This is a genomic window from Brachybacterium nesterenkovii (assembly GCF_900163655.1).
In the GTDB taxonomy this organism is placed as follows: domain Bacteria; phylum Actinomycetota; class Actinomycetes; order Actinomycetales; family Dermabacteraceae; genus Brachybacterium; species Brachybacterium nesterenkovii.
In genome coordinates this window covers 79,290-101,776 of the sequence record NZ_FWFG01000030.1, presented here as the reverse complement: position 1 = coordinate 101,776, position 22,487 = coordinate 79,290, and the positions used below count along the sequence as shown (strand labels likewise).

Here is a 22,487-nt window from a genome sequence, read left to right as displayed (position 1 = left end):
ACCATCCTGCGCGCCGGCGCCGAGAACCTCACCGACCGCCAGCTCGCCCGCCTCGGCCCCGGCCTTCGCGCTCGTGTCCATCGCCGGGGCCCTGGTCTGGGGGTACGGCGCGCGCCTGATCCGAGACCGCAGCTCCGTGACCGCCTGGATCGCCCTGCATGCCGCCGCGGGACTGGCCTGCTCGGTCGTCGCGGCCCCGATCCTCCGCTTCCTGCTGCACGGATCCACCGGGCACCCGAGCGAGCTGCTGCCGAACATGCTCGCCGACTCGTGGCACTCGGAGCTCGTGGTCCTGTTCCTGCGGAACCTGACGATCTCCATCCCGGACAAGATCATCTCCGGAGCCGTCGCCGCTGGCCTCGTCCCCGTCGTCGTCGGTTTCCTGCGCTCCGGATCACAGTCCGGTGTCGCTCCGGCGGCGGAGGCGGGCACGGGCGCCTGATCCGCGGCGCGCCCCTGATCCCCAGGACGCCCCTGGCCCGCGGCACGCCCCAGACCCGCGCATGGACCCGCGAAGGGCGAGGGGCCTGCCTCCCGGATCGTCTCCGGGAGGCAGGCCCTCGCCCTGTGCCGTGCGCCGTGCGCCGGATCAGCTCTTCACGAGCGAGCGCAGCACGTACTGCAGGATGCCGCCGTGGCGGAAGTAGTCCGCCTCGCCGGGGGTGTCGATGCGCACGACCGCGTCGAACACGATGGGCTCGGCGCCCTCGCGCTCGGCCGTCACGCGCACGGTCTTCGGGGTGGTGCCCTCGTTGAGCGCGGTGACGCCCTCGACGGAGAAGGTCTCCTCGCCCGTGAGCCCCAGCGACTCGGCGTTCTGGCCCGCCGGGTACTGCAGCGGCAGCACGCCCATGCCGATGAGGTTGGAGCGGTGGATGCGCTCGTAGCTCTCGGCGATGACGGCCTTGACGCCCAGCAGCTTGGTGCCCTTGGCGGCCCAGTCGCGCGAGGAGCCGGTGCCGTACTCCTTGCCGGCGAGGACCACGAGCGGGATGTCCTGGGCGGCGTACGCCTGGGCCGCGTCGTAGATGAACTCCTGCTCGCCGGTCAGGAAGTTCTTCGTGTACCCGCCCTCGACGCCGTCGAGCAGCTGGTTGCGGATGCGGATGTTCGCGAACGTGCCGCGGATCATCACCTCGTGGTTGCCGCGGCGCGAGCCGTAGGAGTTGAAGTCCTTGCGCTCGACGCCGTGCTCGCGCAGGTAGCGGCCCGCCGGGGAGTCCGCCTTGATCGAGCCCGCGGGCGAGATGTGGTCGGTGGTGGTCGAGTCGCCGAGCTTGGCCAGGACGCGCGCCCCGGCGATGTCCTCCACGGGGGTGGGCTGGGCCTGCATGCCCTCGAAGTACGGGGGCTTGCGCACGTAGGTGGACTCCTCGTCCCACGCGAAGGTCGCGCCCTCGGGGGTGTCGAGCCCCTGCCAGCGCTCGTCGCCGCGGAACACGTCGGCGTAGTCGGCCTTGAACATCTCCTGGGAGATGGAGCGGCCGATGGTGTCCTCGACCTCGGCCGGGGTGGGCCAGATGTCCCTCAGGAACACGTCGTCGCCGTCCTGGTCCTGGCCCAGGGCGTCGTTCTCGAAGTCGAAGTCCATTGTGCCCGCGAGCGCGTAGGCGATGACCAGCGGCGGGGAGGCCAGGTAGTTCATCTTCACGTCGGGGTTGATGCGGCCCTCGAAATTGCGGTTGCCCGAGAGCACCGCGGTGACCGCGAGATCGTTCTGCGCGATCGCCTCGGAGATCTCCGGGGCCAGCGGGCCGGAGTTGCCGATGCAGGTGGTGCAGCCGTAGCCCACCAGCTGGAAGCCGAGCTCGTTGAGAGACTCGGTCAGACCGGCCTTCTCGTAGTACCCGGTGACGACCTGCGAGCCCGGGGCCAGCGAGGTCTTCACCCACGGCTTGGCCTTCAGGCCCTTGGCCACGGCGTTCTTGGCCAGCAGGCCCGCGGCCATCATCACCGAGGGGTTGGAGGTGTTGGTGCACGAGGTGATCGAGGCGATCGAGACGATGCCGTGGTCGATCGTGTAGTCCGCGCCCGCGACGGGCGTGGGCTTGGACGCGCGCCCCACGACGGCGCGGGTGGCCGCCGGCATCTCGACGGGGGCCTCGCCGCCCGAGGAGTTGTCGGAATCCGGCGCGGCCGGGTCGGAGGCCGGGAAGGAGCCCTCCTCCGCGGGGATCGCGGCGTCATCGGCGACGGCGTCCTCGTCGGCGGCGTACGCGGGCAGGACCTCGCGGAAGCTCTGCTTGGCCTCGGTCAGGACGATGCGGTCCTGCGGGCGCTTCGGGCCGGCGATCGAGGGGACGACCGTCGACAGGTCCAGCTCGAGGTACTCGGAGTACTGCGCCTCGGAGGAGGGGTCGTGCCACAGGCCCTGGCGCTTGGCGTAGGCCTCGACGAGCGCGAGCTGCTCCTCGTCGCGGCCGGTCAGGCGCAGGTAGTCGATGGTCACGTCGTCGATCGGGAAGATCGCGCAGGTGGAGCCGAACTCGGGGCTCATGTTGCCGATCGTGGCGCGGTTGGCGAGCGGCACCTGGCTCACGCCCTCGCCGTAGAACTCGACGAACTTGCCCACGACGCCGTGCTGGCGGAGCATCTCGGTGATCGTGAGGACCACGTCGGTGGCGGTCGCGGCGGCCGGTATCTCGCCGGTCAGCTTGAAGCCGACGACGCGCGGGATGAGCATCGAGACGGGCTGGCCGAGCATCGCGGCCTCGGCCTCGATGCCGCCGACGCCCCAGCCGAGCACGCCCAGGCCGTTGACCATCGTGGTGTGCGAGTCGGTGCCGACGCACGAGTCCGGGTAGGCCCGCAGCACCGTCGTCCCGTCGGTCTCGGCCTCGCGGGTCATCACGGTGCGGGCGAGGTACTCGATGTTGACCTGGTGGACGATGCCCGTGCCCGGGGGCACGACCTTGAAGTCGTCGAAGGCGGTCTGGCCCCAGCGGAGGAACTGGTAGCGCTCGCGGTTGCGCTCGTACTCGAGCTCCATGTTGCGCTCGAGCGCGTCGAGGCGGCCCGCGACGTCGATCATCACGGAGTGGTCGATGACCATCTCGGCCGGGGCCAGCGGGTTGATCGCGGAGGGGTCGCCGCCGAGCTCGGCGACGGCCTCGCGCATGGTGGCGAGGTCGACGACGCAGGGGACGCCCGTGAAGTCCTGCATGATGACGCGGGCGGGGGTGAACTGGATCTCGGTGGACGGCTCGGCGGCCGGGTCCCAGGAGCCGAGGGCGCGGATGTGGTCGGCGGTGATGTTCGCGCCGTCCTCGGTCCGCAACAGGTTCTCCAGCAGGATCTTCAGGCTGTAGGGCAGCGTCGAATGGCCCTCGATGGCGTCGATGCCGTAGATCTCGTAGGCCTGGCCGGAGACGTCGAGCGTCTCCCGGGCATCGAACGAGTTGACCGTGCTCACGGGGTGGTTCTCCTCGGGTCGGGGCGTGTGCTCTCTCAGGTGGGCGGCGGGGCGGTGCCGTCCGGAGCCGTGACGTCGGCGTCGGAACCGCTCCGCGGGGCGACCCGACGAGGATTCCTTGACGTCAAGGCAAATCTATCATGCGGTGCGCTCGAGCACCGCGATCGACTCGATGTGATGGGTGTGCGGGAACAGGTCTACGGCCCGCAGGTCCGCGACGCGCCATCCCGCGGCCTCCGCTGCGGCGAGGTCGCGGGCCAGGGTCGAGGGCTCGCACGAGACGTAGACGATGCGCTCGCCCACGGCTTCGCACAGCAGGCGCATGAGCTCTGCTCCCGCACCGGCGCGCGGCGGGTCCAGGACGACGCGGTTGGGCCGGGCGCCGCTCGTGATCGCCCGCTTGACCCACTGGGTGCAGTCGCCGTTCTCGGCCCGCGCCCCCGGGAGGTCGCCGAGGTTCCGGGTCGCGAGCGCGGTGGCGCGCGTCCCGCCCTCGACGGAGACGACGGAGCCGGCGGCACCGGCCGCGCGCGCCGCACCGGCCGCGAAGAGGCCCACCCCGCCGTAGAGGTCCCACACCGTGTCGCCCTCGCGGACGCCGAGGTCGGCGGCGACCACCTCGGCCAGCAGCTCGGCCGCGAGGCGATGGCTCTGCCAGAACCCGGTCTGGGCGACGACGAAGCTCCGCTCCCCCACCTTCTCGCGCACCGTGCCGTCGCCGCGCACGGGATGCAGCCCGGAGGAGTTCTGCACGCTGACATCGACGCCGTCCAGGCGCGCAGGCAGCTCGAGCGCGGCCGGATCCAGGTCCCGGCCGATGATGACGACGGCGACCGGGCCGTCGGAAGGGGCGATCACGTCGAGCGCCTCGGTGCCCCGCGGGGGCGTCCACGAGGGCAGGTCCAGCTCGGAGATCGCCCGCACCGCGAGGGGGTCGCTCCCCACCGGCCGCACGTCGTGCGAGCGCCAGCCGCGCATGCCCACGCGGCCCGCGGCGTCGACGGCGTAGCGCACGCGAGTGCGCCAGCCGAGTCCGTCGCGATCCCCCGGAGCCGGCTCGACCTGCGCGTCCTCGGGAGGGAAGGTCGTGACCTTCGCGCGGCTCAGCAGCTCCTGCAGCACCTCGGTCGCGATGCGCCGCTGCGCCGGCAGGGCGATGTGCGCCCAGTCGGCCCCGCCCACGCCGTCGGTCCCGGCCTCGGGCCAGACCGTCGGGACGCGGTCGGTGCTGGGCTCGAGGACCTCGACGGCCTCGGCCCGCCAGAACCGGGCCTTCGCCGCCTCCTGGGGGTCCTCCACCAGACGGGCGATGACGGTCTCCGCGGGGGCGGAGCCGCGCACGAACACCACGCGGCCCTCATGGCGCGCCACGAAGGTCCCGCCCGCGGCGGGGCGGTCACAGGTGAGCGTGATCATCCTGCCCGCAGGGGCGGGCGCGTCGTCGGCGTGGGGGGCGGCCACGGCTTTCACCTTCCGTCGTGCGCCGGCGGGACGACCGCGGCGCGGGGAGCAGCGGCGTCGTCCTGCGCGGCGCCGAGCCGCCACGGGATCGTCGAGACGACGACCCGGGGCAGGACCGAGAGCCGAGCGCGCAGACGGCGCGCGGAGTGGTTGTGGAGCATCCACTCCCACCAGTGTCCCACCAGGATCTCGGGGACGTAGACGACCACGACGTCCCGCGGGTTGCGGCGTGCGAGCGCGCTCACATGCGCGACGATCGGCGGCACCGAGAGGCGGTAGGGCGAGTGCACGATCCGCAGCGGCACCTGGACGTCGAGGTCGCGCCAGTGCTCGAGGAGATCGCTGACCCGGGACTCCTGATCGTCGACCGTGAGCGCTTCGAGCGTCGTGTGCCGGGCCGAGGCCGCGACGGAGAGCGCGCGCAGCGTCGGGCGGTCGAGCTTGGAGACCAGCACGATCGCGTGGGAGCGCGAGGGCAGCGCGACGCCGCTGCCCGGATCTTCGTCGAGCGAGAGCTCGCGCTCGACCTGGCGGTAGTGGCGGTGCGACAGGGTCATCAGCAGCCACAGCACCGCCATGGCCAGGACGGCCGCCCATGCGCCGTGCGCGAGTTTGGTGACCAGGACCACGATGAGGACCACGAGGACGAGCACGAAGCCGATCGCGCTCACGGCGCGGTCGATCACGATGGCGCGCCGCCCCCGCGAGCTGGTCTCGACCCGCAGGCGGCGCGTGAAGTGGCGGATCATCCCCAGGCGGCTGAGGGCGAAGGAGACGAACACGCCGACGATGTACATCTGCACGAGCGCGGTCACGTCCGCGTCGGTCGCGACCACGAGCGCGACCGCGAGGACCGTCAGCACGAGGATGCCGTTGGAGTAGGCGAGGCGGTCGCCGCGCAGGCGGAGGCGGTGGGGCAGGTTGTCGGCGCGCGCCAGGGCGCTCGAGAGGTTCGGGAAGCCGTGGAAGGCGGTGTTGGCGGCGAGCTGGAGCACGATCGCGGTCACGATCGTCACCGCGTAGAACATGAACGAGCCCGGCGAATAGACGGCCTGGGCGATCTGGCCGATCACGGGGAGTTGCTGGTAGCCCGTGACGGGCGCCCCGTCGAGGCTGAGCTGGGCGCTCGGGGTCTCCACGAAGCGCACGCCGGTCAGGCGAGCCAGGACGAGCACCCCCATCAGCATCGCGGAGGAGACGGCGCCGAGCAGCAGGAGGGTGATCCCCGCATTGCGCGCCTTGGGGGCCCGGAACGAGGGCACGCCGTTGCCGATCGCCTGCACGCCGGTGAGTGCCGCGCAGCCGCTCGAGAACGCCCGCAGCACCAGCAGGAACGCGCCGAGCGCGGTGAGCCCCTGGTCGAAGGCCGGGGACACGACGAGGTCCATGTCCGCGCTCGGCGCGCGGCCCAGCGTCCCGGTGAGGGCCTCGACGGCGCCGACCAGCACGGTCAGGCCGATGAGGGCCATGAACAGGTACACGGGGACGGCGATGGCCGCTCCGGAGGTGTGCACGCCGCGCAAGTTCACCAGGGCGAGCAGGACGATGAGTCCCGCCGCGAGCGCCGTCTCGTGGCCGTGCAGCGGCGGCAGGGCCCCCGAGGCGTAGCGGGCGGCCTGCGAGATGGAGACGGCGACCGTCAGGACGTAGTCGACCAGCAGGGCCGAGCCGACGAAGCGCCCGGCCGCGGGCCCCAGGTTCTTCTCGACCACCTCGAAGTCGCCGCCGCCGGAGGGGTACTCGCGCACGATCACCCGGTTGGTGATGACGACGGCGGTCATGATCGCGACGACCGCGAGCCCCACCCAGGGGCTCAGGGTCACGGAGGCGGCGCCGGCCACGGCGAGCGTTAGGAGGATCTCGTCGGGGGCGTAGGCGATGGAGCTCAGGGTGTCCGCGGCGAAGGTGGGCAGGGCCAGACGGATCGGCAGGCGCTCGCGCGCGAGGCGCTCGGAGGCGAAGGCGCGCCCGACGACGAGCCGTTTGATCGCGGAGAGGAGCGCTGGCACGAGCACCAGGGTACGGCCCGCGCGGCGCTGCGCCGATACAGTGGGGGCGCCCCGTCGACCGGCGGGCACACCAGGCAGCAGGAGGGTCCGTGCACGTCGTCGTCATGGGGTGCGGTCGTGTGGGCTCCACCATCGCCCGGCGCACCGTCGACATGGGCCATTCGGTGGCCGTGATCGACCAGGACCCGGCCGCGTTCGCCCGCCTGGGCACCGACTTCCCCGGGCAGTGCGTCGCCGGCGTGGGCTTCGACCGCGCGACGCTCGAGGAGGCCGGGATCCGGCGCGCCGTGGCCTTCGCGGCCGTCTCCCCCGGCGACAACACGAACATCATCGCCGCCCGCACCGCGCGCGAGAGCTTCGGGGTGCGCACGGTCGTGGCCCGCATCTACGATCCGCGCCGCGCGGAGGTCTACGAGCGCCTGGGCATCGCGACCGTCGCGACGGTGCGCTGGACCGCGGACCAGATGATGAGCCGGATCCTCCCGGGACGCACGACGCATGAGCATCGCGACGTCTCCGGCGCCATCACGATGATCGCCGCGGCCCCGGACCGCTCCTGGATCGGCGCACCGCTGGCGGAGATCGAGAAGGCCACCGGCGGGCGCGCCGCCTACCTGACGCGCCTGGGCGAGGGCATCCTCCCGGCGCCGACGACGCGGCTGCAGGACGGGGACCGGCTGCACCTCATGGTGCGGACCGAGGAGCTCGAGCGCGTCGAGTCGATGCTCGCGCACGCCCGCGACGCCCGGGAGGAGCAGGCATGAGGGTCGTCATCATCGGCGCGGGCGGCGTGGGCCGCTCGATCGCGACCGATCTGCTCTCCAAGGGGCACGAGATCGTGCTGGTGGACCGCAACGCCTCGGCCGAGCGCCGCGCCACGGTGCCGGGCGCCCGGTGGGTCCACGGGGATGCCTGCGAGCTCGGCGTGCTGGCGGAGACCGGCATCGAGAGCGCCGAGGTGATGGTGGCCGCGACCGGTGACGACAAGGTGAACCTGGTGGTGAGCCTGCTGGCCAAGACCGAGTACGGCGTGCCGCGGACGGTCGCGCGCGTGTCCCACCCCTCCAACGAGTGGATGTTCGACGACTCCTGGGGCGTGGACGTGGCCGTCTCGACACCCCGCATCATGACGGCCCTCGTCGAGGAGGCCGTCTCCGTGGGGCGCGTGGTCACGATCTTCTCGTTCGCGGGATCGGCGACGGAGATGGTCGAGATCACGGTGCCGGAGGAGAGCCCGACGGTGGGCCGCACGATCGGCTCCCTGCGCTGGCCTGGCGGCTGCGTGCTGGTGGGCGTGATCCGCGACGGGCACCCGCTGGCCCCCACCCCGCACGACGCCGTCGAGGTCGGCGACGAGCTGCTGCTGCTCGCGGGCGCCGATCAGCTCGGGGCCATCCAGGCGCTCATCCTGCCGGACTGAGCTCCGTCTCGCCCGCGGCGGCACGGCGGTGCAGGAGCGCCCGGTGCATGCTCCAGATGATCCACACGACGAGCGCGAACAGCGGCAGGCCCATCGCGAGCTTCACGACGCCGAGGGCCGCGACGGCACCGGCGAGGAACAGCACGCTCTGGGCGAGGGTCTTGGCGCCGTAGAGGGCGACGAGCAGCCAGGTGGCGCGCGTGTAGGTGCGGCGGGCATCGGGGTCCTCGGCCCAGTCGGCCACGCGCGGGTCGAACAGCGCCGCGATGAAGCCGACGAGCGGACGGCGCGCGAGGATCGAGATCAGCACGATCGCGAGGGTCGCCGCGTTGGTGAGGATGCCGGGCAGGTAGAAGTCGGTCCCGGAGCCGGAGCGCACGGCCCACACCGCGCCGATGCCCACGCCGAGGAGCCCGCCCACGGCGCTGCCGACGCTCTGGCGCTGGGCGAGCCGGACGATCACGGCGATCGCGCACGCCGCGACCGCGGCGACGCCGGCGATGGCAATCGAGCGGGTCGCCATGAACAGCACGACGAACAGCAGCGTCGGGACGACGGACTCGATCGCGCCGCGCCATCCGCCGATCGCGTCGGCCGCGGAGAACTCGCTCTCCTGCAGCACCGCGCCCATCCCGCTCGCCGGGCGGGCGCCGGTGCCCAGCGCGCCGCGTCTGCTGGAGGCGCGGTGGGTGCCCCGCGGGGCGCTCCCCTGCTCGCTCATCCCTGCTCCTCGCTCTCCTCGTCGATCTCCCCCACGAGCTCGTAGCGAGGGTTGTACATGACGCGGCGGGCGCCGCGGTGCGCGGCGAAGCCGGTGACGGCCAGGCGCGTGCCCGGCCGCACCCCGGCGATCTTCCGCCGCCCGAGCCAGATCAGCGTGATCGTGCCGGTGCCGTCGAACAGATCCGCCTCGACGGTGTCGGGAGCGCTCGAGGGGTGCAGGACCATCGAGGAGACGTAGCCGCGCAGGCTCACCTTCCTGCGGTCCGTGATCGCGCAGATGGTGTCGCACCCCGCCTTCTCGGAGGCGGCGCGGGTGCTGGCGGCGTCGATCTCGTCGTCCGGTGCCAGGAGGCGGCGCAGCCGGGCGGTGACGGACCGCTCGGGGTCTCGCGGCATCCCGGGGCTCAGCCGATCTCGGTGATCTCGGGGCCGCGCGCCAGGGGGTCGAGCGGGTTGTCGCTCGCGGGCACGAGCCCGGGGCGCTGGCCGGGCAGGGTGAGCGGGATCAGCTCCTGGGGCGCCATCGCCTCGGCGCCGCGCACGACGACCACGCGCGCGAGGATGTCCTCGAAGCGGGCGGCGGCCTCGGCGTCGGAGACGGCGGGTCCGGACAGGATCGCGCGCAGGAACCAGCGCCGGCCGTCGACGCCGAGGAAGCGCACGGGGCGGTAGCCGGTGCGGCCGTCGGCGCGCTTGACGGGCATGCGGCACACGAGCTCGGTGCCGAAGCGGCCCTCGCGCGTCTCGGCCGTGCCGCCCTGGGAGGACACGGACTCGCGCAGGGAGGCTCGCACCTCGTCCCACAGCGAGCGGGACTTCGGGGCGGCGAAGGCCTGCAGCTGCAGCGAGGAGCCGTCGAGCACGAGGTTGGCGCCGGTGACGGCGCGGGTGCGCTGGTCCATCTCGAGGCGCAGCTCCATGCCGTCGACCATCGGGACCTGCAGCCCGCTGAGGTCGATGCGGTCCTCGTCCGGGGCGTCGGCCACGTCGTAGGGCCCGGCATGCTCCGGGGGCGCGGGGGCGTCGGCGCGATCAGGCTCCGGCGCGCCGCCCGCCGTCTTCGCGGTCGTCGCGGAGTCCGCGGACTCGGGCTCGGTCGCGGCGCTCGCGCCGCGCTTGCTGCGGGAGAACAGTCCCACCTCTCACACCTCTTCTTCGATGACCGGGCCCGGACCGAACCCGCCGCTGGAGCCGAAGCCGGCCCCCGCCCGCGCGGTGTCGTCGAGCTCGTCGACCTGCTGGAGCACCGGGGCCAGGAACGGGACGATCACGAGCTGGGCGATGCGGTCGCCGGCCCGGATCGCGAAGGCCTGCTCGGGGTCCGTGTTGTGCAGCGGCACCCGGATCTCGCCGCGGTAGCCGGCGTCCACGATACCGGGGCCGTTGAGGACGGTGATGCCGTGGCGCACCGCGAGGCCCGAGCGCGGGCACACCATGCCGACGGTGCCCGCGGGCACCGCGAGGGAGACGCCGGTGGGCACGAGCGCCCGGCCCAGGGGCGGGATCTCGAGGTCCGTCGCGGCGCAGAGGTCATGGCCGGCGTCGGTGTCGTGGGCGCGGGTCGGGAGGACGGCGCCGCCGGAGAGGACGACGGGCAGGATCGGCGCCGACGGCGCGGCGGAGGGGCCGTCGGCGGCGGATGCGGTGGCTGGCATGCGGTCCAGGGTACCGACGCCTCCTCGCAGTCCGCCGTGAGAGCATGCGGCCATGTCCGCTGCCGACCCCGTCCTCCTGCGCGAGCGCCTGAGCCCGTCCGCCCCCGTCGTGCTCGTCGCCGCCGCGCTCGGGGCCGTCTTCGGGGTGATCCTCGTCCCCCTCTCGCTCATCGCCGCCGTCGTGGTGGCCGTCGTGCTGGCCGTGGCCGCCGCCGTCGGCGTCGTCCTCCTCTCCCCCGAGGTCGTCGTCGCCCGGTCCGAGCTGCGGGCGGGACCGGCGTCGATCGACCCGGCGCTGCTGGGCGCGCCCGAGGTCCTGGATCGCGAGGCCTGGGAGCTGGCGATGGGCCAGGACTTCGAGCCGCTCGCCTACCACTGCACCCGGGGCTGGATGCACGGCGGCGTCCGCGTGCCCGTCCTCGATCCCGAGGATCCCGCGCCGGCGTGGGTGATCGCCTCCCGCCGACCAGAGCAGCTGGCCCTCGCGCTCGACGCCGCGCGCCGCGCCTGACCCGCCGCGCACCGGACTGCGCGTCCTTCCGCACCGCTTGCACCCGCGCACACGACGAGGGGCGCCCCGGATGATCCGGGGGCGCCCCTCGTCGTGCTCGGGCTCTGCGCGGCGATCAGGCCGCGGCGCACTCCTTGCAGATGATGAGCTTGCCCTCGACGTGGTCGATCTGGCTGCGGTGCTTGACCAGGAAGCACGAGCCGCAGGTGAACTCATCGGCCTGGCGGGGCAGGACGCGGACGGAGAGCTCCTCGCCGGAGAGGTCGGCGCCCGGGAGCTCGTAGCTGTCGGCGGACTCGGCCTCGTCCTCGTCGACGGCGGGAGCCTGGGCCTCGTTGCGGCGCCCCTTGAGCTCCTCGAGCGAGTCCTCGCCCATCTCCTCGTCGTTCTTGCGGGGGGCGTCGTAATCCGTGGCCATCTGCGGTCCGTTCTGGTCGTGGGGTGGGCGATCTGCCGACCGCTCCGTGGGCTGTCCTGCTCGTGCTCGGGGCCTGGCGGCACTCCCCGCAACGCCGGATGCGCGGAGATTATTGCACCGGCCCCTGACGTCCGCAAACGACTCGCGCATCCGGTCGGTCCGGTCGCCCGCCACGGGCCGTTATGATCGTCGTACGTGCCCCCAAGGCGCCCATGAGAGGACGACGATGCGAGAGCTGCAGCTCGACGGGATCCACGACGACGGCGACCACGTCGTCATGACCGACTCCGACGGTGAGCAGTACACCCTGCGCATCGACGAGGCCCTGCGGGCGGCGGTCCGCCGCGACCGCCCGGCCCTCGGGATGATCCAGGCCTCGGAGCACACGCCCCTGCGCCCCCGCGAGATCCAGGCGATGCTCCGCGCCGGCCGCGATGCCGAGGAGATCGCGCAGATCGCCGCCGTCGGCGTCGAGCACGTCCGGCGCTACGAGGGGCCCGTCCTCGCCGAGCGCGAGTACATCTCCGAGCGCGCCCGCACCTTCCATGTGGGGCGCGGCGGCGGTCCCGCCCTCGGCGAGATCGCGATGCAGCGCCTGCGCGCGCGGCGCGCCTCCGACCACAGCCGCTGGGACGCCTGGCGCAATGACGACGGCACCTGGACGATCGAGCTCGCCTTCGAGGCCGGCGGCCGCGCCCGCGAGGCCCACTGGACCGTGGACATGTCCCGCCAGAGCGTCACCGCGGTCGACGACGAGGCCCGCTGGCTGACCGACGACGACACCGCGGCGGACGAGGGACCACGCTCCCGGGTGCGCCTCGCGGCGGTCCGCGGCCGCGTGTACGACGTCGAGGCCGACGGCGGGGTGCAGCATCCCGCTCCCGCCGACGACGATGCCCCCGCGCGGCGCAGCTCGCGCGAGGAGCATCCCGCCGCGATCGACGAGGACGACCTCGATGCGCTCAACGCGCGCCGCGGTCTGCGCTCGGTGCCCGCACGCACCGCCGCCTCGGAGCCCGCGCCCGCCGAGGACGACGAGCCCACCGGCTCCGTCTGGTCCTCGCTGTCCGATGACGATGGGGCCGAGGGCGCGGATGTCGATGAGGACGCCGAGCGCGAGCACGCCACCGCGACGGACGAAGCGGTGATCGCGGATCCCGAGCAGGAGGCGCCGTTCGAGGAGCCTGCGGAGCTGGAGAGCGGACAGGGCGAGCAGATCACCGAGATCGACGGCGATGAGGACGTCCCCTCCGCGGGGGCGGACACCGCGGCGGAGGGCCTAGGGGCGGAGGACCCCGCCGCCCCGGCTCCCGCCGAGGGCCGTGTCGACACCACCGAGCTCACCCCCCTGCCCGGATTCGACGCCGCCGAGGGCTCGGAGTCCCCGGCGCCCAAGCCGCTGCGCACCAAGCGCCGCTCTGCGAAGCGGTCGTCGATCCCCAGCTGGGACGAGATCGTCTTCGGCGCCAAGGACCGCGACTGAACCTGCACTGCTGAGACTGCGCTGCTGGGCCTGCACGACTGAGACTGCGCTGCCGAGCCGCTGCGGCGGAGCACGCGACGGGCCCCGACCTCTGCGGTCGGGGCCCGTCGCGCATCCGTCCTCAGATGATCGTGTCGATGAGCGGGACGAGCGCCTCGCGCCGGGTCAGGGAGCCGTGGACCCCCACCTCGGGGTGCGCCTGGGGCGGGCGGTGCGCGGTGTCGGTGATGATCCAGCGGCCGCGGGCGAGGACCGCCAGGTCCGGGATCCGTCCCGCGACGCGCTCGGGGATCTCGCAGCCGACGGGCCCGAGCAGCCCCGAGGCGAGGATCTGCTCGCGCTCGAGCACGAGCGCGTGGTCCTCCACGACCGCGCGCACGCGGTCGGCGACGGCCCCCGGATCCGCCTCCGGGCGGGTGCGGAGCATCAGGCAGCGGGACTCCCCCGCGACGATCGCCAGCTCCCGGGAGATCTCCGGGTGCTGGGCGAGGTCGATCGTGCGTGTCGGGGCCGTGTCCACCATCCCGTGGTCGGCGGTGATGCGCAGGCGGGTCCCGCCGGGCAGGCGCCGCAGGAGCGCGGCGATCATGGCGTCGGCCTCGGCGAGCGCGTCGCGCCACGGCACGGAGTCGGTGCCGTGGCGGTGCCCGGCGTGGTCGACGTCGTCGACGTGGACCAGCACGAGTCCGTCGGAACCGGCGCGCCGGACGGCCAGGCGCACCGCGTCGACGCGCTCGTCGCGGCGGCGGTGCCCGGTGAACTCCCAGCCGGAGTAGGCGGCGCGGGTCAGGAAGGACGCCGCATGCTTCGCCGGTCCGACGTGCACGCAGCGTCGGGGCGAGGCGGCGGCGAGTCCCTCCAGCGGCATCCAGCGGCGCGGGTCGACGGCGGCGTCTCCCGTCAGCTGCTGCAGCGGGGCGCTCCGGTCGGGGTCGATCACCGTGTAGCCGAGGGTGCCGTGCTGCAGCGGCGCGGCCCCGGTGGTGAGCGATGTCATGGCGGTCGCGGTGGTGGTGGGGGCGACGGTGCGGATCGCGCGCGTGCGATCCCGCAGGGCGCGCAGGGTCGGCGCCAGGGAGAGGTGGTCGGCCAGCAGCTCGGCGCCCACCCCGTCGAGCAGGACCACGACGTCACGGCCCGGGGTCGTGCGCGAGGGGTCCAGCAGACCGGCGAGGAGGCGCGGCAGCTCGGGCTCGGCACCGTCGGCGTAGGGGGCGGCGCAGAGCCCCGACGGCCAGGCGAGCGGCGCCGGTGCGTCCGCGGACCTCCCGCAGCTCTCCGTCATGCGCGGGCCTCCGTCATGCCGACAGCTCCGTCATGCGTCGTGCTCGTCGACGGCGTCGGAGAGCACCGCGTGGAAGGCGAGGGCCTCGTCGAGCGCATCCGCCCCGTCGGCGAGCGCGCTGATGCGCAGGGCGATGTCGGAGGGGGCGACGGTGCCGGTCCAGCCGTGATCGGCCTGGCACTCGGGGTCCTCGCACCAGCCGCGCTCGATCTCCAGGCGCCGCGATCCGCCCCAAGTGATGCCGAGGGTGGCCTCGGCCTCGCGGGGCTGCGCGGTGTCACCGTCGGTGTCGAAGACCTGGGAGAGCCCGACGGAGTGGACGCGCGACAGGCGCACGCGCTCGGTCGTCACGACCACCTGGCTGGGGTTGAGCTCGTCGGCGCCCTCGTCGTCGATGTGGGAGATGAGCAGATGCCGGTCCGTGAGCGCGAGGACGGTCAGGTGGCGGCGCACCTCGGCCCCGTCGAAGGTCGTCTCGGGCCGCACCAGGTGAGCGCGCACGCCGGCGCCGCGGAGGGAGCGCTCGAGGCAGGCGAGCGCGGTCTGCGGGAAGTAGCCGGCGCGCAGGAGCGCGTCGCGGAGGGCATCGGGCACGGGGACAGCGGTCACCGGCCCATCCTGCCACGCCCGTCCCGGTGCCCGCCCGCGCGGGAGCGGCGCCCTCGGTCGGGCTCCGGAGTGCGCGGCAGGGCACCGCCCGGGAGGGTGCGGCGGGCTCCGTCGACCCGGTTGGGGGCGCGGGCCAGGCGGATGCGGGCACCGACGATCCCGGCTCCGCGCGTGCCGACGATCACCGGGTGCAGCTCGAGGGACGCGATCTCTGGGAGGTTCTCGGCCATGAGGCCCACGCGCACGACGATCTCCCGCAGCGCGGCGAGGTCCGCGGCCGGGACCCCGTCCCCTCCCTGCAGCCGGGCGGCCGTGACGGGGCGCGACACCAGGCGGGCGGCTCCGGCCTCGGTGAAGGGCGGGACGCCGTAGGCGACATCGCCCAGGAGGTCGGCGACGTCGCCCGCCAGCGAGAAGCTCACGACGGGTCCGAGGGAGGGGTCCTCCACGGAGCGGAGCACGACGGGCACTCCTGGGGCGGCCATGGGCTGGACCAGCAGCGGGGCGTCGGAGTAGGACAGCTCGGCGCGCATGGCCGCGAACGCGGCGCGCAGCTGCGGGGCGTCCGCGATGTCCAGACGCACCCCGCCGAGGTCCGCCCGGTGCGCCAGCACGGGATCGGTGGACTTCAGCGCCACGGGGAAGCCGAGCTCGTTGGCCGCCGCGACGGCCTCGTCGGCATCGGCCACGATGCGGCTATCGAGCAGGTCGAGGCCGTAGCAGGCCAGCAGCTGCGCGCACTGCTCGGCGTCCAGGTCGGCGGTGGGCCCGCCGCCGAGGGCGTCCTCCACGAGCGCGGCCGCCCCGTCGCGGTCGATGCCCTCGCGATCGCAGGGCTCGCCCTCGTCGATCGCCCGGCCGAGGTGGGCCAGGGAGCCGGCGACGGCGCGGACGGCGAGCGCCGGCGTCGGGTGCACGGGCGGGAGGGTGCGGTCCTCGCGGATCGTGCGGCGCAGGGCGTCGTAGCGCCGGGAGTCGGTGACGACGCACAGGGCGAGGCGGACGTCGCTGCCGCGGGCGACGGCGGCGAGCTCGACGGCGAGCGCCTCGAGGTCGGTGGTGAGGGAGTCGATGAGGCCGACGACGACCACGTCGACGCCGCCGGGCGCGGCCATGCGGGTGAGGGCGCGCACGAGCATGCGCCGGTCGTCGGTGAGCGGCATGGAGAGGTTCTCGGCGGCGATCTCGAGGCCGAAGTCCTCGGCGGCGCCGCGCAGGGAGGCGCCGAGGGCGGCGGAATTGGCGATGAGCCCCACGCGGGTCCCGGCCGGGACGCCCTCGCGGTCGATCATCTCGACGACGTCCACGAGGTGGTCGACGCTGCGGGTGCGGATCACGCCGGCGGCGTCCAGCACCTGGTCGAGGGCGCGGCGCGGCAGGACCGTCGCGCGGACGTCGTGCCCCGGGGGGACGGTCGGCGCCAGCCCGGGCGGGCGCAGGACGACGACGGGCCGGGTGCGGGCCACGCGGCGGGCGATGCGCATGAACTTGCGGGGGTTGCCCATGGATTCGAGGGCCAGCCCGACGCAGCGGACGGACTCGTCCTCCGCCCAGCGCTGCAGGCAGTCGTTGACGGACACGTCGGCGCGGTGCCCGGATCCCACGAACTCGGCGATCCCGATGCCGCGGTCGTCGGCCTGGGCCAGGACCATCGCGGCCAGCGCGTTGGACTGCCCGGCCAGCGCCGTGGAGCCGGCGCGCGGGAGCCGCGGGGCCAGCGACACGTTGATCGCGTCGTCGCCGGTGCGCAGGAAGCCCAGTGAGGCGGGGCCCAGCAGCCGCATGCCGTGCAGGCGGGCGCGGGCGACGAGCTCGCGCTGCAGGCGCGCGCCCTCCTCCCCCGATTCGGCGAAGCCCTCGGAGGGGACCATGAGGCTGCGCACGCCGATGTCGGCGCAGGCGGCGACGGCGTCGAGGCAGTCGGCGGGGCGGATGGCGAGGACCGCGAGGTCGACCGGGCCGGGGACGTCGGAGATCCGGGAGAAGGCGCGGTGCCCGCGGACCTCGAAGGCGTCGCGGGTGACGACGTGCACCGGCCCGGAGAAGCCGGACTCCTCGAGGGCCCGCAGGATGCGGCCGCCGGGGCTGTCGCGGGTCGAGGAGACGCCGACGACGAGCACGGAGGACGGGGTGAGCATGGCGTCCATCGCGCGGGCCTCGGCGCGGTGCTCGCGCTCGACGCGCACGGCCTCGGAGCGCTCGGTGGGGTCGATGTCAAACTCGACGAGCACAACGCCGTCGTCGAAGCGGCGGCGCACCTCGAAGCCGGTGTCGGCGAAGACGGAGATCATCTTGTGGTTGGCCGGGAGGACCTCGGCGATGAAGGTGCGGATCCCGCGCTCGCGGGCCGCGGCGGCGAGGTGCTCGAGCAGCACCGATCCGAGGCCGCGGCCGTGGAAGGCGTCGGCGACGTAGAACGCGACCTCGGCGACGCCCGGCTCGACGCGGTCGTAGCGGCCGACGGCGATGATGCGCTCCCCCTGCAGGACCACGAGCGCGGCGCGTGCGTCGTGGTCGACGCGGGTGAAGCGCTCGAGGTCGCGGGCGGACAGCTCCGGCATCGGCGCGAAGAAGCGGAAGTAGCGCGACTGGTCGGACTGGGCGCGGTGCAGGTCCTGCAGCGCCGCGGCGTCCCGCGGCAGGATCGGCCGCACGTGGGCGGCGCTGCCGTCGCGCAGGGCGATGTCCGCCTCCCAGTGGGCGGGGTACGGGACCTCGTCGCGCCGTGCGTCCATGTGCCGACCCTACACAGGGAGCGCCGGGTGCGGATGGTGTTGGTCGCACCGGGTTCTCTGCGCCCTCACCTGCGCGGAAACCGGGGAGGCATGGGGCAGGATGGATTCCATGGCACGCAGGACCAGCACCGAGCCCACGGGGCCGGAGGAGAACGTCGACGGGACGATCGTCGACGTCGACGTGACGAGCGAGATGGAGACGTCGTTCCTCGAGTACGCGTACTCCGTCATCTACTCCCGCGCCCTCCCGGACGCGCGCGACGGCCTCAAGCCCGTCCAGCGCCGCATCCTCTACATGATGGACGACATGGGGCTGCGGCCCGACCGCGGGCATGTGAAGTCCCAGCGCGTGGTCGGCGAGGTGATGGGCAAGCTCCATCCGCACGGCGACACGGCGATCTACGACGCCCTGGTGCGCATGGCGCAGGACTTCGCGATGCGCCTGCCGCTCGTGGACGGCCACGGCAACTTCGGCTCGCTCGACAACGGCCCCGCGGCCGCGCGCTACACCGAAGCCCGGCCCTCGAAGGCGGCCACGCTCATGACGGACTCCCTCGAGGAGGACGTCGTGGACATGGTCCCCAACTACGACAACCAGCTGCTGCAGCCCTCCGTCCTGCCCGCGCAGTACCCGAACCTGCTGGTCAACGGCGCGTCCGGCATCGCCGTGGGCATGGCCACGAACATGCCGCCGCACAACCTGGTGGAGGTCGTCGCGGCGGCCCGCCACCTCATCGCGCACCCGGATGCGAGCCTCGAGGACCTCATGCGCCTCGTGCCCGGTCCCGACCTGCCCACGGGCGGACGGATCGTCGGCCTCGACGGCATCCGCGATGCCTACCGGACGGGCCGCGGCTCGTTCAAGATCCGGGCCACGACCCGCATCGAGAACATCACCAGCCGGCGCAAGGGCATCGTCGTGACCGAGCTGCCCTACCTCGCCGGGCCCGAGCGCGTCGCCGAGAAGCTGCGCGACGCGGTCCAGGCCAAGAAGGTCCAGGGGATCAGCGAGTACCAGGACCTCACGGACCGCCATCACGGCCTGCGCCTGGTGATGACCGTCAAGTCCGGCTTCAACCCCGAGGCCGTGCTCGAGCAGCTGTACAAGCACACGCCGATGGAGGAGTCCTTCGGCATCAACAACGTGGCCCTGGTCGACGGCCAGCCGCGCACGTTGGGGCTCAAGCAGCTGCTCGAGGTGTTCGTCAAGCACCGCCTCGAGGTGGTGCGGCGTCGCACCGAGCACCGCCTGGGCAAGCGGCAGGACCGTCTGCATCTGGTCGAGGGCCTGCTCATCGCGATCCTCGACATCGACGAGGTCATCCAGATCATCCGCTCCAGCGACGACGCCGAGAGCGCCCGCACCCGTCTGCAGCAGGTGTTCGACCTGTCCGAGCGGCAGGCCGAGTACATCCTCGAGCTGCGCCTGCGCCGCCTCACGAAGTTCTCCCGCATCGAGCTGGAGGGCGAGCGCGACGAGCTGCGCGCGGAGATCGAGCGCCTGATGGAGATCCTCGGCTCGGACGAGGCCCTGCGCGCCCTCGTGTCCGATGAGCTGGCCCGCGTCGCCGCCGAGCACGGCACCCCGCGCCGCACGGTGCTGCTGGAGGCCTCCGCGGTCCCGGTGACCGCGGCCCGCACCGATCTCGAGGTGGCCGACGAGCCCTGCCGCGTGCTGCTGTCGGGCACCGGGATGGTCGCGCGCCTGGCCGGGGAGGATCCGGTGGTCCGCGAGGGCGGGCGCAGCGCCCATGACGTGATCGTCGCCGATGTCCTGACGACGGCCCGCTCGACCGTGGGCGTCGTGACCAGCCGCGGGCGTCTGCTGCACCTGGGCGTCGTGGATCTGCCGCAGATCGCCCCGACCGCCGGACCGCCGTCGCTCGCCGGCGGCGCCCGGCTCGAGGACCTCGTGACCCTCGAGAAGGGCGAGCGGATCATCTCGATCGTGCGCGCCGCGTCCGCGGACTTCGAGCGGGGCGGCGGCCTCGCGCTCGGCACCCGCGACGGCGTGGTCAAGCGCGTGACGCCGGACTTCCCCCGCTCCGACGGCTTCGACCTCATCTCGCTCAAGGACGACGACGAGGTGGTCGGCTGCGTCGACATCGAGACCGACCAGGACCTCGACCTCGTGTTCGTCACCTCCGACGCCCAGCTGCTGCACTTCCCGGCCTCCGGGGTGCGGCCCCAAGGCCGCACCGCGGGCGGCGTCGCGGGCATCAAGCTCGCGAGCGGGGCGCATGTGCAGGCGTTCACGGCGATCGACGTGACGCGGGAGGCCGAGGTCGTGACCATCGCCGGCGCCTCCGGCGCGCTGCCGTCCACGCAGACGGGCTCCCTCAAGGTCACCGCGCTGACCGAGTACCCGGCCAAGGGCCGTGCGACCGGCGGGGTGCGCTGCCACCGCTTCCTGCGCGGCGAGGACACCCTCATCGGCGCCTGGGTGGTGCCCTCCCCCGCCCGGGCCTGCTCGGGGGCCGGTCAGCCGATCGACCTGCCCGCGCCCGTCGGGCGCCGGGACGGCTCGGGCTCTCCCGTGGCGGTCCCCGTCGCCGCCGTCGGCTGACGCTGGAGGGGCCGGCCCCGGTCGCCTTCCGCCCGCGCCGCCCAGCCTCATTCGCCCGCCGCCCGTCGCCATTCGCTTGCCGAGAGCCATCGAGGGACATGATGCGACTCATCTCAGCGTCATTCTGCGTCGCATCCTGACTCTTGAAGCACGGCCGGACGCGCCGCAGCTCCCGGGGCACAGCCGGACTCGCCGACCAGGGTCGACCGCCGCTCTCCGCGGTGGGACGATCACCCCATGACGAACCGCACTCTGCCCGAAGGCATCCGGATGATCGAGGACCCTGCCGCCCCGGCGATCGAGGTGAGCGTCCCCGCATCCCGCGCCGTGATCCGCCTCGACGGCGCCCAGGTGACGAGCTGGGTCCCGCGGAGCGGCTCTGACGTGCTGTGGATGAGCCCGCTGGCTCTCGAGGGCGAGGGCGCGGCGATCCGCGGCGGCGTGCCGCTGATCGGCCCTTGGTTCGGTGCCGGGCGCGACGGCCGCACCTCCCCCAAGCACGGCTGGCTGCGAACGGCCCGTTGGGAGCTCGACAGCTGCGCGGTCGAGGGCGAGCGCGCGATCGTGACGCTGCGCCTGGACGGTGCCGATCCCTCGGGCGAGGGCGTCCGGGCCCGCCTCGTGGTCACGGTCGATGAGCGCCTTCGCCTCGACCTGACGGTGACGGCCGGCTCGGCGCCTCTCGAGCTCGAGGCCGCCCTGCACACGTATCTCGCTGTCTCCGATGTCCGCGCCGCGGAGCTCGAGGGCTTCGACGGCGCGCGGTACCTCGACGGGCTCGACGGTTTCGCCCCGAGGATCCAGGACGGGCCGCTGTCCCTGACGGCGGCGACGGACCGGGTGTACGAGGTGTCCGATCCCGTCGCCGTCCTCGATCCCGGGGCCGGGCGCCGCATCCGCGAGACGCCGACGGGCTCGACCCGCACCGTCGTGTGGAACCCCTGGGATGAGGGGGCGGCGAGCATCGCCGATGTCCCGGACGACGCGTGGACGGGATTCGTCTGCGTCGAGACGGCCTCCTGCAAGGACGGCGCCGTGCAGCTGGAACCGGGGGCGGAGCACACGCTCGGCGTCGAGCTGACGGTGGAGCCCGCCTGATCCGCACTGCTGTTGCTGCACCCTGGTCCCCAGAGCCGCCCGGCCCTGTCCAGCCCGGGTCCGGCCCGCAGCGGATCAGGCGCGCGTCAGAGCAGGCCAGGGGCGGTACAGGGGCGGTACAGGGGCGCGCGTCGGGCCGGGACCGGCGCGGTGCCGCGCGCGGAGCGGCTCAGGGGCGGCTGATTGCGGCTCAGCCCGCGACGAGCTCGGCGATGACCAGCTCGGGCGGATTGTTCAGGCGGGGCGGCAGAGTGCGCACCTTGAGGCCGCGGCTGACGATCATCGTGGTCCGGCCCCGGACATGGGCGCCGGCGGTCAGGCGCGGGAAGGGACCCTGGTTGGGGGCGTACAGCCCGCCGATCCCCGGCACGCGCCACTGGCCGCCGTGCGCGTGCCCGGCGAGGACCAGGTCGATGCCGCGGTCGACGTAGACGTCGAGCAGCTCGGGGCGGTGCGCCAGGAGGATCAGCGGCCCCTCGTCCCCGTCACCTGATGCGGTGCGCGCGGAGGTCTGGACCCGGCCGAGCCCCGCGCGCTCGAGCGAGCGCGCCATGAGCTCCCCGTCCAGCGCCACCGGGTACGGGCGGGAGATCGGTCCGCCGTGCAGATGCGGGTCGTCGACCCCCGCGATCCGCACCTCCGCGCCGCGCAGCTCGAGCGAGATCTGCTCGTCCCGCAGCACCGTCACCCCGGCACGGGCCAGAGCGTGCAGGAGCGGCAGGCCCAGCGTCGTGCCGCCCTCGTGGTTCCCGGCGACGGCGACGCACGGGGCGATCTGCACCAGCGCGCGGGCGAGCGAGACGAGACCGATCAGCTGCTGCGTGCCGCGGTCGAGGATGTCCCCCGTGAAGGCGATGAGGTCCGGGCGCGATGCCTCGACGGCGCGCACGAGGTCGCGTCCGTCGGGGCCGAAGGGCGTGTCGTGGAGGTCGGAGATCTGGGCGATCCGCAGGCCCGCGAGGGGCTCCGGCAGGTCGCGCACCGAGACCGGGATCCGGGTCGTCACGAGGTCCCGCTCTCCCAGCGCGACGGTGCCGAGCGCCGCCAGGGCGGCCCCGGCGATGGCCGCGGCGGCGATACCCAGGGCGGTCGTGCTCATGGA

The 22,487-nt window shown here is 73.8% G+C and carries 19 protein-coding genes; 7 read left to right on the top strand and 12 right to left on the bottom strand.

Annotated elements, in window-relative coordinates; genetic code table 11:
- On the top strand, window positions 1-442 hold a 442-nt coding region (locus FM110_RS14075), incomplete at its 5' end, for a hypothetical protein (RefSeq protein ID WP_159457963.1).
- A 147-nt stretch (window positions 443-589) separates the two neighbouring features.
- Here the strand turns inward: FM110_RS14075 and FM110_RS03665 are convergent.
- From FM110_RS03665 to FM110_RS03655, 3 genes are all read right to left on the bottom strand, one after another.
- Window positions 590-3,412: an aconitate hydratase gene (locus tag FM110_RS03665; protein WP_087102764.1), complete on the bottom strand. Its 2,823-nt coding sequence runs from the start codon at window positions 3,410-3,412 to the stop codon at window positions 590-592.
- A 138-nt stretch (window positions 3,413-3,550) separates the two neighbouring features.
- Complete coding sequence (locus FM110_RS03660; protein ID WP_234991878.1) at window positions 3,551-4,873, bottom strand: class I SAM-dependent RNA methyltransferase; 1,323 nt, start codon at window positions 4,871-4,873, stop codon at window positions 3,551-3,553.
- Window positions 4,874-4,878: 5 nt separating this feature from the next.
- Window positions 4,879-6,882, bottom strand: a complete 2,004-nt coding sequence (locus FM110_RS03655; RefSeq protein ID WP_087102783.1) for an APC family permease — start codon at window positions 6,880-6,882, stop codon at window positions 4,879-4,881.
- Between the two features lie 89 nt (window positions 6,883-6,971).
- On the opposite strand from FM110_RS03655, the gene FM110_RS03650 reads away from it, so the two are divergent.
- Together FM110_RS03650 and FM110_RS03645 are read left to right on the top strand one after the other, a co-directional pair.
- Window positions 6,972-7,646: a potassium channel family protein gene (locus FM110_RS03650; protein ID WP_087102761.1), complete on the top strand. Its 675-nt coding sequence runs from the start codon at window positions 6,972-6,974 to the stop codon at window positions 7,644-7,646.
- The gene (locus FM110_RS03645; RefSeq protein WP_087102759.1) at window positions 7,643-8,302 is read left to right on the top strand and encodes a potassium channel family protein; all 660 of its coding nucleotides are present in this window, start codon (window positions 7,643-7,645) and stop codon (window positions 8,300-8,302) included. Before FM110_RS03650 ends, FM110_RS03645 begins: the two co-directional genes overlap by 4 nt.
- Here the strand turns inward: FM110_RS03645 and FM110_RS03640 are convergent.
- Genes FM110_RS03640 through dut form a run of 4 tightly spaced genes read right to left on the bottom strand, consistent with a single transcriptional unit; the run spans window position 8,286 to window position 10,680 of the window.
- Window positions 8,286-9,023: a DUF3159 domain-containing protein gene (locus tag FM110_RS03640; RefSeq protein WP_087102757.1), complete on the bottom strand. Its 738-nt coding sequence runs from the start codon at window positions 9,021-9,023 to the stop codon at window positions 8,286-8,288. The two genes, FM110_RS03645 and FM110_RS03640, sit on opposite strands and share 17 nt — an antisense overlap.
- Window positions 9,020-9,421: an OB-fold nucleic acid binding domain-containing protein gene (locus FM110_RS03635; RefSeq protein ID WP_234991877.1), complete on the bottom strand. Its 402-nt coding sequence runs from the start codon at window positions 9,419-9,421 to the stop codon at window positions 9,020-9,022. Before FM110_RS03635 ends, FM110_RS03640 begins: the two co-directional genes overlap by 4 nt.
- 8 nt (window positions 9,422-9,429) lie before the next feature.
- Window positions 9,430-10,164 (bottom strand): DUF3710 domain-containing protein, encoded by a 735-nt coding sequence (locus tag FM110_RS03630; protein ID WP_087102756.1) that lies wholly within the window; start codon window positions 10,162-10,164, stop codon window positions 9,430-9,432.
- Between the two features lie 3 nt (window positions 10,165-10,167).
- Window positions 10,168-10,680, bottom strand: a complete 513-nt coding sequence (gene dut, locus FM110_RS03625) for a dUTP diphosphatase (RefSeq protein WP_087102754.1) — start codon at window positions 10,678-10,680, stop codon at window positions 10,168-10,170.
- A gap of 52 nt (window positions 10,681-10,732) precedes the next feature.
- On the opposite strand from dut, the gene FM110_RS03620 reads away from it, so the two are divergent.
- Entirely contained in the window at window positions 10,733-11,191 is a 459-nt protein-coding gene (locus FM110_RS03620) for a DUF3093 domain-containing protein (protein ID WP_087102753.1), read from the top strand.
- A 115-nt stretch (window positions 11,192-11,306) separates the two neighbouring features.
- Here FM110_RS03620 and FM110_RS03615 read toward each other — a convergent pair whose 3' ends face one another.
- The gene (locus tag FM110_RS03615; protein WP_087102751.1) at window positions 11,307-11,609 is read right to left on the bottom strand and encodes a DUF4193 domain-containing protein; all 303 of its coding nucleotides are present in this window, start codon (window positions 11,607-11,609) and stop codon (window positions 11,307-11,309) included.
- Between the two features lie 226 nt (window positions 11,610-11,835).
- Here FM110_RS03615 and sepH point away from each other — a divergent pair, with 226 nt between their 5' ends.
- Window positions 11,836-13,092 (top strand): septation protein SepH, encoded by a 1,257-nt coding sequence (gene sepH / locus FM110_RS03610; RefSeq protein WP_087102749.1) that lies wholly within the window; start codon window positions 11,836-11,838, stop codon window positions 13,090-13,092.
- A gap of 121 nt (window positions 13,093-13,213) precedes the next feature.
- On the opposite strand, the gene FM110_RS03605 is transcribed toward sepH, so the two are convergent.
- The 3 genes from FM110_RS03605 to FM110_RS03595 are packed head-to-tail and all read right to left on the bottom strand — an operon-like array spanning window position 13,214 to window position 17,721.
- Window positions 13,214-14,377, bottom strand: coding sequence for an alkaline phosphatase family protein (locus FM110_RS03605; RefSeq protein WP_087102747.1), 1,164 nt, complete (start codon window positions 14,375-14,377; stop codon window positions 13,214-13,216).
- Between the two features lie 30 nt (window positions 14,378-14,407).
- Window positions 14,408-14,986 carry a DUF5998 family protein gene (locus FM110_RS03600; protein ID WP_087102746.1) on the bottom strand — a complete coding sequence of 193 codons (579 nt, stop codon included), beginning with the start codon at window positions 14,984-14,986 and terminating at the stop codon, window positions 14,408-14,410.
- Complete coding sequence (locus FM110_RS03595; protein ID WP_087102744.1) at window positions 14,983-17,721, bottom strand: GNAT family N-acetyltransferase; 2,739 nt, start codon at window positions 17,719-17,721, stop codon at window positions 14,983-14,985. Before FM110_RS03595 ends, FM110_RS03600 begins: the two co-directional genes overlap by 4 nt.
- A gap of 109 nt (window positions 17,722-17,830) precedes the next feature.
- Between FM110_RS03595 and FM110_RS03590 the strand changes: the two genes are divergently transcribed.
- Entirely contained in the window at window positions 17,831-20,287 is a 2,457-nt protein-coding gene (locus FM110_RS03590) for a DNA gyrase/topoisomerase IV subunit A (protein WP_087102742.1), read from the top strand.
- Between the two features lie 237 nt (window positions 20,288-20,524).
- A complete protein-coding gene (locus FM110_RS03585; protein WP_087102740.1) occupies window positions 20,525-21,385 on the top strand; it encodes a D-hexose-6-phosphate mutarotase in 861 nt (286 codons plus the stop codon).
- A 190-nt stretch (window positions 21,386-21,575) separates the two neighbouring features.
- On the opposite strand, the gene FM110_RS03580 is transcribed toward FM110_RS03585, so the two are convergent.
- Window positions 21,576-22,484, bottom strand: coding sequence for a metallophosphoesterase (locus tag FM110_RS03580; protein ID WP_143276236.1), 909 nt, complete (start codon window positions 22,482-22,484; stop codon window positions 21,576-21,578).
- Window positions 22,485-22,487 lie beyond the last annotated feature (3 nt).

Excerpts from the sequence above, each read along its gene's own strand:
- FM110_RS03645 (WP_087102759.1), top strand. The coding sequence starts at position 7,643 with ATGAGGGTCGTCATCATCGGCGCGGGCGGCGTGGGCCGCTCGATCGCG.
- FM110_RS03640 (WP_087102757.1), bottom strand. The coding sequence starts at position 9,023 with ATGAGCGAGCAGGGGAGCGCCCCGCGGGGCACCCACCGCGCCTCCAGC.
- FM110_RS03635 (WP_234991877.1), bottom strand. The coding sequence starts at position 9,421 with ATGCCGCGAGACCCCGAGCGGTCCGTCACCGCCCGGCTGCGCCGCCTC.
- dut (WP_087102754.1), bottom strand. The coding sequence starts at position 10,680 with ATGCCAGCCACCGCATCCGCCGCCGACGGCCCCTCCGCCGCGCCGTCG.
- FM110_RS03620 (WP_087102753.1), top strand. The coding sequence starts at position 10,733 with ATGTCCGCTGCCGACCCCGTCCTCCTGCGCGAGCGCCTGAGCCCGTCC.
- FM110_RS03615 (WP_087102751.1), bottom strand. The coding sequence starts at position 11,609 with ATGGCCACGGATTACGACGCCCCCCGCAAGAACGACGAGGAGATGGGC.
- sepH (WP_087102749.1), top strand. The coding sequence starts at position 11,836 with ATGCGAGAGCTGCAGCTCGACGGGATCCACGACGACGGCGACCACGTC.
- FM110_RS03605 (WP_087102747.1), bottom strand. The coding sequence starts at position 14,377 with ATGACGGAGAGCTGCGGGAGGTCCGCGGACGCACCGGCGCCGCTCGCC.
- FM110_RS03595 (WP_087102744.1), bottom strand. The coding sequence starts at position 17,721 with ATGGACGCACGGCGCGACGAGGTCCCGTACCCCGCCCACTGGGAGGCG.
- FM110_RS03590 (WP_087102742.1), top strand. The coding sequence starts at position 17,831 with ATGGCACGCAGGACCAGCACCGAGCCCACGGGGCCGGAGGAGAACGTC.
- FM110_RS03585 (WP_087102740.1), top strand. The coding sequence starts at position 20,525 with ATGACGAACCGCACTCTGCCCGAAGGCATCCGGATGATCGAGGACCCT.
- FM110_RS03580 (WP_143276236.1), bottom strand. The coding sequence starts at position 22,484 with ATGAGCACGACCGCCCTGGGTATCGCCGCCGCGGCCATCGCCGGGGCC.